Here is an 11,673-nt window from a genome sequence, read left to right as displayed (position 1 = left end):
GCCTGTGTGAAGCAATTATTTCGTTGTGGAGAGCGCCGTCATGGCTCACGAACTCTATACCCGCACCAACCAGAAGATCTATTTCGCCGGACTGTCGCTCGAAGCTCTGGCTCGCGCCGAAGAGGGGCGAGCGATGAATTCGCTGGCGTTGATTCAGGCGGGGCGTGAATCGGCGTTGTTTCACCTTTACGGCGCCTTGCTCGGTCTCTGTCACGAGATCGCTGGTTTCTATCGTCTGCCGCAGGCCAATGCACCACGCGCCGAGATGCTGCTGACACGTGAGGTGCTGGAGTCGATCGCGATTCCCGAGTTGGCCGAGATGGTCGAACTCGCTGGCAACTCTGAAACCTGGCTGGCAAAACTGCTGGCAGCGCATTCGGCGCTGTTCCAGCCGCCACGGGTGCCACACAAGCCCAAAGGGGACGTGACTCAGCCGCTAATTCAGGCGATTAATCTGGATGAAGAAGAAGCGCCAGAAGAGTTGAGTCGAGAGGAGCTGGAGAGCTGGCGGCAGAATCTGAAAGGCTTGGCGATTCGCTTTCGCGAAGGCTTGAACGAGTGCTGAGGGTGATTGACACGGTGGCAATCTGAAACATGCTGCTGGTCAAGATCCCGAGCGAAGCCTGAATGATGTCTATATAATCCCTGCCTTTCGTGGAGAACAGACCTTTATGCCAACGTCCTTTCTAGAAATTGTCGAGTTACCAGACGGCCGAATCGAACTGCGCAGGGCTGAGGACGAGGGTTCTCTGGTGACGCTGGATTTCTCCGACGATGCCAAGGCGTTCCTTCAAGGTCAGCATGTAGAAATTGCCAAGGCGATGCTAAGCGTCGGCGTGCAGATGGCCGGTCGTATGGTCGAAGGCGAGTTTGATAAGGAAGAGGGGCCGCGGGTTCTTCATTGATCCGCGCCTTTGCTTTTTAACGTTACCGCTTCAGATCGGCTTCTCTGTCCCTGGAGAAGCCCTGCGCTTCACACAGCGCGTAGTAGCAACCCTCAACCCAAACGAATATTCAGGCTCTGAGCTTCGCCCGTGCGTGCGGCGCTGATCAGTTGTTGCCGCGAGTGGTTGTTTAGCGGGTTGAGCCAGGTGACCACAGTGTGGCTGCGCCCCAACCGCAGAGCTTCGCACGCCAGTTGCTGGGCGCTTTGAGCGCCCCGTGGTTGAAGTAGCAGAATACGTTCGCGGTTCAGGCCGGCATCCCGCAGCCAGGTTTGAGTCAGGCTGGCAGGTGGCGCGATCAATGTCAGCCAGCGTGCGTCCTGATCTTCACTGAGTTCGCGAAGAATCGGGGCGAGCAGGTTCAGGCAGTTCCCGGCCGCACCACGCAGTGACAGCTCACTGAATACTTCGGGTTCGGCATTCCAGGGGCGTTCGACCACGTCTTTCAGGATCGGCGCCATCGGTTGCGCCAGAAACGCTTCGAATAAAGGCAGTTGTGTTTGCTGAGGGGTGTGTGGGAACTGCATAAAGCCTCCTTTAGCGGCGGATTACGCCGACACTCAAGCCTTCGATCACCAGTTCCTGATCTTTCAGGTCGACTTCGATAGGGGCGAACTCGGGGTTTTCGGCAATCAGCCAGACCTTGCTGCCTTCACGCTTGAAACGTTTGACCGTCACTTCGTCGCCGATACGGGCAACGACGACCTGGCCATTACGTGCTTCGCGGGTGGTGTGCACGGCAAGAAGGTCACCATCGAAAATGCCGATGTCCTTCATGCTCATGCCGTGTACGCGCAGCAGATAGTCGGCGCGCGGATGAAAGAAGGCCGGATTGATGTTGCAAGACTCTTCGATGTGCTGCTGAGCGAGGATTGGCGCGCCGGCAGCGACCCGGCCAATGATTGGCAGGGTAGAGTCGTCGGCCTTGGCTTCAAAGCCGGGAATGCGAATACCGCGAGAAGCGCCCGGTGTCATCTCGATGGCGCCTTTTCGGGCCAGAGCCTTGAGATGTTCTTCAGCCGCGTTCGGCGACTTGAAGCCCAGTTCCTGAGCGATTTCCGCACGGGTTGGCGGGTAGCCGTTGTCTTCGAGGCAGCGTTTGATAAAGGCCAGAATCTCGGCTTGGCGTGGCGTCAGCTTTAGCATATTGATCGCTCTGTCTTTTTATACAGTGACTGGGATTATATACAGTGAAGCGTCCTTGGCAATGCCCGTTTTTTTGCAGGCCGCCAGACGGTCGGTATTCGTGCTTATTAATGAGTTGGGCTTGTGTGGTTAAATAGCTGACCGACCATTCCCAAAACGAACCGGCAGGCTTGACAAGGCACAGGCTGAAACGTATGTTTCAAACAAGTGTTTGTCAGGCGGAGTAGCCATGGCCCAGTCGGAAACCGTTGAACGCATTCTTGATGCTGCCGAGCAGTTGTTCGCGGAGAAAGGTTTCGCCGAAACCTCATTGCGTTTGATCACCAGCAAGGCCGGCGTCAACCTGGCAGCGGTGAACTATCACTTCGGCTCGAAAAAAGCGCTGATTCAAGCGGTTTTCTCGCGCTTCCTCGGGCCGTTCTGCATCAGCCTCGATAAAGAGCTGGAGCGCCGTCAGGCCAAGCCTGAAAACAAGCCGACGCTTGAAGAGCTGCTCGAAATCCTCGTCGAGCAGGCCCTTGTGGTGCAACCACGCAGCGGCAATGACCTGTCGATCTTCATGCGCCTGCTCGGCCTCGCGTTCAGCCAGAGCCAGGGCCACTTGCGCCGTTATCTGGAAGACATGTACGGCAAGGTGTTCCGTCGCTACATGCTGCTGGTCAACGAAGCCGCGCCACGCATTCCGCCGATCGAGCTGTTCTGGCGCGTGCACTTCATGCTCGGCGCCGCGGCGTTCAGCATGTCTGGCATCAAGGCGTTGCGCGCAATTGCCGAGACCGATTTCGGCGTCAACACCTCCATTGAGCAAGTGATGCGCCTGATGGTGCCGTTCCTCGCTGCGGGCATGCGTGCCGAAACCGGCGTCACCGATGCGGCGATGGCTACCGCACAACTGCGCCCGCGCAGCAAATCAACGCCGGTCGCCGCCAAGGTTTAACCGTGCACGGGTGGGCGCGGCAGCTTGTATCCGCTAAGCTAGCCGCCCATGCCGACTCCCGTTCTGAACCCGAAATCCATAGAAATTGCCGACCTGCCGAGTATTGCTCAGGGTAGCGATTTGCTGCGGATCGGGTTTTTCGTTTTCAAGGAATCTCTATGACTGCTGGCCTGCAAGGCTCGTTGATGGTGGACGTCGCCGGTACCTGGCTGACGGCCGAAGATCGCCAATTGTTGCGTCAGCCCGAAGTGGGCGGCCTGATCATTTTCGCGCGCAACATTGAGCATCCGCGTCAGGTGCGTGAGCTTAGCGCGGCCATTCGTGCAGTTCGTCCTGATCTGCTGCTGGCGGTGGATCAAGAGGGCGGTCGCGTGCAGCGCCTGCGTCAGGGCTTTGTGCGCCTGCCGGCCATGCGTGCCATCGCCGACAACCCGAACGCCGAATACCTCGCCGAGCAATGCGGCTGGATCATGGCCACCGAAGTGCTGGCGGTCGGGCTCGACCTGAGCTTCGCCCCGGTGCTCGATCTGGATTACCAGCGCAGCGCTGTTGTCGGCACCCGTTCATTTGAGGGCGATCCGGAGCGCGCCGCAGTGCTTGCCGGAGCGTTCATTCGCGGCATGAACAGCGCGGGCATGGCTGCTACCGGCAAGCATTTTCCTGGCCACGGCTGGGCCGAAGCCGATTCCCACGTGGCGATCCCGAACGACGAGCGCAGCCTGGACGAGATCCGCGCCAACGATCTCGTGCCCTTCGCCAGGCTCAGCAAACAACTGGCCGCTGTGATGCCGGCCCACGTTATCTACCCGCAAGTCGACTCGCAGCCTGCCGGCTTCTCCCGGCGCTGGTTGCAGGACATCCTGCGCGGCGAATTGCAGTTCGACGGCGTGATCTTCAGCGACGACCTGTCGATGGCCGGCGCCCACGTTGTTGGCGATGCCGCCAGCCGCATCGAAGCCGCACTGACTGCCGGTTGCGACATGGGGCTGGTGTGCAACGACCGCGCTGCTGCAGAGCTCGCCTTGAGCGCCGCACAACGCATGAAGGTCAAGCCATCGGCCCGAATCGCGCGCATGCGCGGTCAGGCCATTGCCAGCACCGAATATCGTCAGGATCCGCGCTGGCTCACCGCCATCAGCGCGCTCAAAGACGCTCAACTGATCGATTAAGGATTTTTCGCTATGACGGTTTACGCAATCATCGGTGGCACCGGCCTGACCCAGCTCGAAGGCTTGACCATTCGTCAATCGCTGGCGGTGGACACCCCCTACGGCGCGCCATCGGCCGACGTGCAGATCGGCGAATACGCCGGCAAGGAAGTGCTGTTCCTCGCCCGTCACGGCCATCCGCATCGCTTCCCGCCGCACAAGGTCAACTATCGCGCCAACCTGTGGGCTCTGAAGCAAGCCGGTGCCGAAGCGATCATTGCCGTTAACGCGGTGGGCGGTATTCATCCAGCCATGGGCACCGGTCATTTCTGCGTGCCGCACCAGATCGTCGACTACACCAGCGGCCGCGAGCACACCTTTTTCGCCGATGATCTGGAGCACGTCACCCATATCGACTTCAGCTTCCCCTACAGCGAGCCGCTGCGTCAGCAATTGATTGCGGCGGTGGCTGCCGAAGGCTGCGAATACAGCGATCAAGGCGTGTATGCCTGCACTCAGGGCCCGCGTCTGGAAACCGTGGCGGAGATCGTGCGTCTGGAGCGCGATGGCTGTGACATCGTCGGCATGACCGGCATGCCGGAAGCTGCACTGGCCCGCGAGCTGGATCTGGATTACGCCTGTCTGGCGCTGGTGGTTAACCCGGCAGCGGGAAAAACCACCGAAGTAATCACCATGGCCGAGATCGAGCAGGCCTTGCATGACGGCATGGGCAAGGTTAAGTCGGCGTTGGCGCGGGTGTTGGCCGGCTAAGGACTGCCCATGAGCATTATCATCGAACAGCTTAAGTCGTTGGCCTGGGCCCGGGCATTCACTAGCAACGCGCTGGCCAAGGCTCGGGCTTATGCCGCCGATGATCGGGTAGAGATCATCGAGATCGATGACAGAAAGATCGAGGCGTTCTGCGTCGGTTCGGAAGATCAGGCGTATGAACAAACCATTTACCTGTCCGAAGATCGGCTGGGTTCCGTCAACTTGCGTTGCCTGTGCACCTGTCCTGTCTCAATCGACTGCAAACACTGCGCTGCGGTGCTCTATCACCTGCAGGGCAGTGATCATGAAGCGTCCGAAAGTAACGCACAGACCCAGTTGGGGCGGGCGCTGGAACATTGGCTTTCGACCATTCCCGTGCCGGCCAAGCCCATCGAAGAAGGCGCGCAAACTGCAGGCACGCGCCTGTTTTACAAGCTCAAGCCGACGTCAGTGAGCGGCAAGTGGCTGCTCGATATTTTCAAGGTCTCCCAGCTCAAGAGCGGCGAGTTGCGCGAAGTCAAACCGATGTATTCGCTGGCGGAAATGCTCATGCGTCAGCCCGGCTACCTGTCCGAGCTGGATCTGCGCGTCGCCAGGCTGCTGGTTGCCATGCACTCCCATCACGCCTATTACAGCGGCTATCCGCTGGAAGGCAGCAGCGGCGCCGAACTGCTGGAAATGCTCCTGCGCACCTCGCGGCTGTTCCTCGATTTCGAGGATCTGCAACCGTTGATGTCTGGCGCGAAACGCATCGGCCAGTTCGCCTGGGCCGAGCAGGCCGACGGCGGGTTCCGCGCGCAGTGGAGCAGTGCCGAGGCTGCGCAGGAAACCGTGCTGGCGCTGGAGCCGCTTTATTACCTGGATCGTGAACAGCGGCAGATTGGCCCTCTGTTCAATGAACTGGATGAAAAACTGGCCAGTCATTTGACTCTGGCGCCGGACATTCCGGCGCGTCAGGCCATGCAGTTCAGTCATCGCATGAGTGCGGCAACGAGAATCCCGCCGCCACACCAACTGACCGAACGAATCATCGACGACGTACTACCGCAGCCGCAACTCACCCTCGTCAGCGGTCGGGAGCGCTCGCGCTGGGAATACGTTCTTGAGCACCGCGCCGCCCTGGTGTTTACCTACAACGGCCAGCCGACGGTGGATCGCAACCCGGAAGTAATGATCCTCAACGGCACCGAAACCCAGCGCATTCAACGCCAGCCTGCGGTGGAAAAGAAACTGCGTCAGATCCTGCAAAAGTTCGGCTTCAAGAAAACCACGCGCAAGAGCTCGCTGGATCGTCCCGGCGAGATGTTCACGTTGCCGGATGATTCCGCCTGGCTCGGGTTTATGCACGAAGGGCTTGCCACGTTGCGCGCCTCGAACTGGGAAGTCGAGATGAGTCCCGGCTTTCATTTCAATGTGCAGCCAGTCGAGCATTGGTACGCCGAGGTCGAAGAAGAGGCTGGGCATCAGTGGTTTGATTTGCAGTTGGGTATCGTCGTCAATGGCCAGCGCTACAGTTTGCTACCGATCCTTCTGCACTTGTTGCGCACCCAGCCGCGCTTGCTTGACCCGGTCAATCTTGCACAACGCAGCGATGACGAAAAACTCCTGATCGAACTGAAGCCCAGCGGTTTTGGCGACCCATCGGGCGCCAAGGTCGCGCTGCCGCTGAGTCGGATCAAACCGCTGATGGCCACGCTGGGCGAGTTGTACCTGGGCGGTCATCAGGGCGATGCACTGCGCTTGAGTGTCCCGGACGCCGCGCGCTTGAGTATGCTTGATGGCGTACCGCTGGATTGGCAGGGTGGCGAGCGGCTGCGCACCTTTGCCAAGCGCCTGCAGGATGCCAGTCACACCCACGTTGCTGCGCCGGCCGGCCTTAACGCGCAACTGCGCCCGTATCAGCTCGAAGGTCTGAACTGGATGCAAACCCTGCGCGAGCTTGAAGTAGGCGGCATTCTGGGCGATGACATGGGGCTGGGCAAAACGCTGCAAACCTTGGCGCATCTGCTCACGGAAAAACACGCCGGACGCCTCGATTGCCCGGCACTGGCGGTGATGCCGACCAGCCTGATTCCCAACTGGCTCGACGAGGCCGAGCGTTTCACCCCCCAGTTGAAAGTATTGGCGCTGCACGGCTCGGGGCGGCAAAAGGATTTCGCTGATCTGGCTGGATACGATCTGGTACTGACCACTTACGCTTTGCTGCCGAGGGATCTCGAGGTTCTACAGCCGCAGTTGTGGAGCGTGCTGATTCTCGACGAAGCGCAGAACATCAAGAACCCGCTCAGCAAAGCCGCGCAGGCCGCACGCGATTTGCAGGCCCGCCAGCGCTTGTGCCTGAGCGGCACGCCATTGGAAAACCACTTGGGCGAGCTTTGGTCGCAGTTTCATTTCCTCATGCCCGGTTGGCTCGGCGACAGCAAGTCCTTCAATCGCGATTACCGCACGCCAATCGAGAAGCACGGCAATGTTCAGCGCATGCAGCACCTGACAGCGCGCATCAAGCCGTTTTTACTGCGCCGCAAAAAGGATCAGGTGGCCACCGAACTGCCGCCGAAAACCGAAATCATCCATTGGGTGGATCTCAGCGACGGCCAGCGCGATGTCTATGAAACCGTTCGCGTGGCGATGGATAAAAAAGTGCGCGACGAAATTGCCCGCAGTGGCGTGGCGCGCAGTCAGATCATCATTCTGGATGCCTTGCTCAAACTGCGGCAGGTCTGTTGCGACTTGCGTCTGATCAACATGCCGATGACAGCGAAGGCGCTGCGCTCCGGCAGTGGCAAGCTGGTCAGCCTGATGGAGATGCTCGAAGAGTTGCTCGGCGAAGGTCGCAGAATCCTGCTGTTCTCGCAGTTCACCTCGATGCTCGCCTTGATCGAGGAAGAATTGCAGCAACGTGACATTGCCTATTCGTTGTTGACCGGTGACACCACGGATCGGCGCACACCGGTGAAGGATTTTCAGGGCGGCAAGGTACCGCTGTTTCTGATCAGTCTGAAGGCCGGGGGGACCGGTTTGAACCTGACCGCTGCGGACACGGTGATCCACTTCGACCCTTGGTGGAACCCGGCAGTGGAGAATCAGGCCACCGATCGTGCGTATCGAATCGGGCAAAACAACCCGGTATTCGTTTACAAGCTGATCGCTCGCGGCACAGTAGAGGAAAAAATACAGGCGCTGCAGCAGGAGAAAGCAGCGTTGGCCGGGGCGGTGCTTGAGGGTGGGACGACGGGTGGCTGGAAACTGGAGCAGGGTGACATTGAGGCATTGTTTGCGCCGTTGCCTGTTGCCAAGGGTTGAGCCCTAAGTAATAGAGCAATATCTGATGGCCCCATCGCTGGCAAGCCAGCTCCCACAGGGTTTTGAGTCGTACACAAAACTGTGTTCCAACTCGATACCTGTGAGAGCTGGCTTGCCAGCGAAAGCTATCTAACTGGCGACGCAAATCTCAACGCTTGTCGGACTTGTCCGGCAACGGCGCAAACAACGCTTCAATATCATCACTCTGCAACTTCCAGTCTCCGGCCTTGCGCCCATCCAGCACGCCTGCCGCCAAGTCGGACTTTTCCTTTTGCAGATGCTGAATCTTCTCTTCCACCGTGCCCCGGGCAATCATCTTGTAGACGAACACCGGTTTCTCCTGGCCAATTCGATACGCTCGGTCGGTCGCCTGATTCTCGGTCGCCGGGTTCCACCACGGGTCGTAGTGAATCACCGTGTCCGCTTCCGTCAGGTTCAAGCCGACACCGCCAGCCTTCAAGCTGATCAGAAAGATCTGACGCTTGCCACTCTGGAATTCCTTCACCGGCGTACGCCGATCCCGGGTCTGGCCGGTCAGCAGTGCATAGGCGACATTGCGTTTGTTCAGCTCGTCTTCGATCAAGGACAGCATCGAGGTGAACTGCGAAAACAGCAGAATTCGCCGACCCTCCTCAAACAGTTCCTCGAGCATTTCCATCAGGCTGTCGAGCTTGCCGGACGTGCTGCCGCGAGCGGGCAGGGTGGCGTCGTTGACCAGACGCAGATCGCAGCAGACCTGGCGCAGTTTGAGCAGCGCCTCAAGAATGATGATCTGACTGCGCGCGACGCCTTTGCGGGTGATCTCGTCGCGGACTTTCTTGTCCATCGCCAGACGCATGGTTTCGTACACATCGCGCTGCGCTTCGTTGAGATCGACCCAATGGATGATTTCGGTTTTCGGCGGCAGTTCGGTGGCGACCTGTTCCTTGGTGCGACGCAGCAGGAACGGTTTTATCCGGCCGTTGAGGTGCTGAAGTCTGACTTCACTGCCGCGCTTTTCAATCGGCACGCGGTAATCGGCGTTGAAGCTTTTCACGTCGCCGAGCCAGCCCGGCAGCAGGAAGTGGAACAGCGACCACAGCTCGCCCAAGTGGTTTTCCAGCGGCGTACCGCTGAGGCACAGGCGCTGGCGCGCATTCAACTCGCGCGCCGCTTGTGCGGCTTTGCTGTTGGGGTTCTTGATGTACTGCGCCTCGTCCAGCACCAGCACATGCAGCGGCTGCCTGGCCAGGCGCTCGACGTCCTTGGGCAGCAGTGCGTAAGTGGTGAGGATCAGGTCGTAATCCGCCAGATTGTCGAAGTGCTTTTTGCGCGTGGCGCCGTACAGCGCGACCACTTTCAGTTGCGGCGTGAAGTGCGCCGCCTCATCGAGCCAGTTCGGAATCAGGCTGGTCGGCATCACCACCATGCACGGCCGATCGAGGCGTCCAGCGTTCTTCTCGCTGAGAATATGCGCCAGGGTCTGTAGGGTTTTACCCAGCCCCATGTCATCCGCGAGAATCCCGCCGACTTCCAGTTGCCGCAGCGATTGCATCCAGCTCAAACCTTCGAGCTGATAAGGGCGCAGCGTCGCATTCAAACCTTCCGGTGCTTCTGTGCTGAAATCACGAATATCACGCAGACGTTGGGCAAACGTGCGGATCTGTTCGCCGCCCTCCCACAGCAGCGGAAGGCCTTCCAGCGAATTGAGACGCGTGGCATCGGCCTTGCTCAGGCGCAGGGTGGTTTCGCCCGGCTCTTGTAAGTAAAACTCCCCGAGCGTCATCAGTACCGGCTTCAGCCGACCCAGCGGTAAGGCCACCTGCAACGGCCCGTGCTCGCTGTTGCGCTGCGGAATATTCACCAGAATCAGCTCGTCATCGCGGCGGCGCGCCAGGCGTTCCGGGTTGAGGATTTCCGCGTGCGAGCGCATCAGATTGAGCAAGATAGGCAACAGACTCAGGCGCTCACCATTGACGATGATCCCCAGTTCCAGATCAAACCAATCGCGTTCCGGCACCTGCTCGACGGTGGCGTACCAGTCATCAACGGCGGTCAGGTCAAAACCGAATTCCTCGTCGATCTGCAGTTCCCAGCCTTGGCTGCGCAGTTTCGGCAGGTCGTTGAGGGTGAACGTCAGCCAAGCGCTGTCATTGACCATTTCGTACAGCTCGCCAGCGCTCTCCGGCAGGGCTTTGCTCTGGCGGGTGGCGATGCGAAAGCCGAGGATGCGCAACTGTTCGCGGTACGACTGCTCGACATCCGGATGGCGTTTGACGCGCAGCGTCTGGCTTTCCTGGCGAATCAGGATGTCGCTGTTCTTTTGTCCGCTGACGTATTCATCCAGATAGCTGAACGACAACGCCGCGCGATGCTGAATGTAGCGCTGCATCTTGCCGTTGCGCGGTTCGAAGGCGCTGAACTCGACGCTGGCCAGCCATAGGCGCGGCATTGGCTGCACATTGTCGACCAGCACTTGCGGTGGCGCCTTCGGGCTGCGGTTTTCCAGCACGGCTTGCAGCTTTTCCAAGAGTTCGGCGTCTTTGGCGGCGGCAGGGTAATCGAGGGTTTCCTGCACTTTCAGGAGCACCGCTGCGCAGTGTTTGCAGTTGCTGCGAACCGGGCAGGTGCAGCTTGCATCGACCAGCAGCAAGGTGCTTTTGGCGGATTCGCGCAGCTGGATGGTCTGGCGGTAAACGTTACCGCCAGAGCCTTCGCAACTGGCGGTGATGGTCGCATCGCCGACCTGGGCGATGCGTACCCGGTTTTCCAGGGCATAGCGGCGGCCACGCTCCAGGCTCTGTTCCTTGAATCGGCTGACCCAGGAGGGTGCCAACGGTTTACTCAGGGGCGGGGACATAAGGACTTCGATCAGTCCGGAATCGCTTCAGGCGCTTCCCGTGGCGCTGGCGCGGTCAGGGAAGTGATCTTGATCAGCAAGGCCAGATGACCGTTGTCCAGGTAGTTGAGTTGGCCGTTCTTGGTGTGACTGTCCTGTTTCAGGCGCTCGCTGGCGGTGACCAGGCCATTGGCGTCGATCTGATTGACCCAGAAATCGGCGTTCACATCGGTGAAACGCCCCAGTTTCATTTCCAACGTGCCCTCGATCGGGAATTGACCGAACTGCTCCTGACCGTCGCTGACCGCCACTTTTGCCGGTGCTTCGCCAAGGGTTTGCTGCCAGGCCTTGTGCATCAGCACGCTGTAGTCGCCGCTGGCGGTGAGTTTGCTGACGACGTCATTCAACGCCGGTGTGCGTTTGCTGTCGTCGCTCAAACGCTGGGCGCCAGCGGCCCAGTCTTCCGGCGCGGCGCGGCTGACGATTGCCGGCACGGCGTTCTGGCGCACCAGAATCATTTCGACCTGATACAGGTCATCGGCGAAAGCCGAAGGGGCTACCAAAGCAAGTAGCAAAGTCACTGAGCGGAACAGGCGCATTGGGCGT

10 protein-coding genes are annotated in these 11,673 nt (G+C 59.5%); 6 read left to right on the top strand and 4 right to left on the bottom strand.

Annotated features, from left to right (window positions below; translation table 11 throughout):
* Positions 1-40: 40 nt before the first annotated feature.
* Both LOY43_RS19160 and LOY43_RS19155 read left to right on the top strand, forming a co-directional pair.
* Entirely contained in the window at positions 41-565 is a 525-nt protein-coding gene (locus LOY43_RS19160) for a DUF6586 family protein (protein ID WP_007910470.1), read from the top strand.
* Between the two features lie 106 nt (positions 566-671).
* On the top strand, positions 672-905 hold the full coding sequence (locus LOY43_RS19155; protein WP_007910471.1) for a hypothetical protein: 234 nt from the start codon (positions 672-674) through the stop codon (positions 903-905).
* A gap of 92 nt (positions 906-997) precedes the next feature.
* Here LOY43_RS19155 and sulA read toward each other — a convergent pair whose 3' ends face one another.
* Positions 998-1,471, bottom strand: a complete 474-nt coding sequence (gene sulA, locus LOY43_RS19150; RefSeq protein WP_095124319.1) for an SOS-induced cell division inhibitor SulA — start codon at positions 1,469-1,471, stop codon at positions 998-1,000.
* Between the two features lie 10 nt (positions 1,472-1,481).
* Positions 1,482-2,090 (bottom strand): transcriptional repressor LexA, encoded by a 609-nt coding sequence (lexA, locus tag LOY43_RS19145; protein WP_003226590.1) that lies wholly within the window; start codon positions 2,088-2,090, stop codon positions 1,482-1,484.
* A 229-nt stretch (positions 2,091-2,319) separates the two neighbouring features.
* Here lexA and LOY43_RS19140 point away from each other — a divergent pair, with 229 nt between their 5' ends.
* The 4 genes from LOY43_RS19140 to LOY43_RS19125 all read left to right on the top strand — a co-directional run bounded on the left by LOY43_RS19140 (position 2,320) and on the right by LOY43_RS19125 (position 8,249).
* Positions 2,320-3,027, top strand: coding sequence for a TetR/AcrR family transcriptional regulator (locus LOY43_RS19140; protein WP_007910473.1), 708 nt, complete (start codon positions 2,320-2,322; stop codon positions 3,025-3,027).
* A 158-nt stretch (positions 3,028-3,185) separates the two neighbouring features.
* Complete coding sequence (nagZ, locus tag LOY43_RS19135) at positions 3,186-4,196, top strand: beta-N-acetylhexosaminidase (protein WP_220556617.1); 1,011 nt, start codon at positions 3,186-3,188, stop codon at positions 4,194-4,196.
* Between the two features lie 12 nt (positions 4,197-4,208).
* Entirely contained in the window at positions 4,209-4,946 is a 738-nt protein-coding gene (locus LOY43_RS19130) for an S-methyl-5'-thioinosine phosphorylase (protein WP_016986745.1), read from the top strand.
* A gap of 9 nt (positions 4,947-4,955) precedes the next feature.
* Complete coding sequence (locus LOY43_RS19125) at positions 4,956-8,249, top strand: DEAD/DEAH box helicase (protein ID WP_258708589.1); 3,294 nt, start codon at positions 4,956-4,958, stop codon at positions 8,247-8,249.
* A gap of 148 nt (positions 8,250-8,397) precedes the next feature.
* Here LOY43_RS19125 and LOY43_RS19120 read toward each other — a convergent pair whose 3' ends face one another.
* Positions 8,398-11,088: a DEAD/DEAH box helicase gene (locus tag LOY43_RS19120; RefSeq protein ID WP_258708588.1), complete on the bottom strand. Its 2,691-nt coding sequence runs from the start codon at positions 11,086-11,088 to the stop codon at positions 8,398-8,400.
* 11 nt (positions 11,089-11,099) lie between these two features.
* Positions 11,100-11,666, bottom strand: a complete 567-nt coding sequence (locus tag LOY43_RS19115; RefSeq protein WP_093433687.1) for a CsiV family protein — start codon at positions 11,664-11,666, stop codon at positions 11,100-11,102.
* Positions 11,667-11,673: the final 7 nt, after the last annotated feature.

Origin of the sequence: Pseudomonas sp. B21-041 (assembly GCF_024748675.1) — a bacterium.
In the GTDB taxonomy this organism is placed as follows: domain Bacteria; phylum Pseudomonadota; class Gammaproteobacteria; order Pseudomonadales; family Pseudomonadaceae; genus Aquipseudomonas; species Aquipseudomonas neuropathica.
This window is presented reverse-complemented; position numbering and strand designations above follow the sequence as displayed.

Coding starts and splice junctions, on each gene's coding strand:
- sulA (WP_095124319.1), bottom strand. CDS start 1,471: ATGCAGTTCCCACACACCCCTCAGCAAACACAACTGCCTTTATTCGAA.
- LOY43_RS19125 (WP_258708589.1), top strand. CDS start 4,956: ATGAGCATTATCATCGAACAGCTTAAGTCGTTGGCCTGGGCCCGGGCA.
- LOY43_RS19140 (WP_007910473.1), top strand. CDS start 2,320: ATGGCCCAGTCGGAAACCGTTGAACGCATTCTTGATGCTGCCGAGCAG.
- LOY43_RS19115 (WP_093433687.1), bottom strand. CDS start 11,666: ATGCGCCTGTTCCGCTCAGTGACTTTGCTACTTGCTTTGGTAGCCCCT.
- lexA (WP_003226590.1), bottom strand. CDS start 2,090: ATGCTAAAGCTGACGCCACGCCAAGCCGAGATTCTGGCCTTTATCAAA.
- LOY43_RS19130 (WP_016986745.1), top strand. CDS start 4,209: ATGACGGTTTACGCAATCATCGGTGGCACCGGCCTGACCCAGCTCGAA.
- LOY43_RS19155 (WP_007910471.1), top strand. CDS start 672: ATGCCAACGTCCTTTCTAGAAATTGTCGAGTTACCAGACGGCCGAATC.
- nagZ (WP_220556617.1), top strand. CDS start 3,186: ATGACTGCTGGCCTGCAAGGCTCGTTGATGGTGGACGTCGCCGGTACC.
- LOY43_RS19120 (WP_258708588.1), bottom strand. CDS start 11,088: ATGTCCCCGCCCCTGAGTAAACCGTTGGCACCCTCCTGGGTCAGCCGA.
- LOY43_RS19160 (WP_007910470.1), top strand. CDS start 41: ATGGCTCACGAACTCTATACCCGCACCAACCAGAAGATCTATTTCGCC.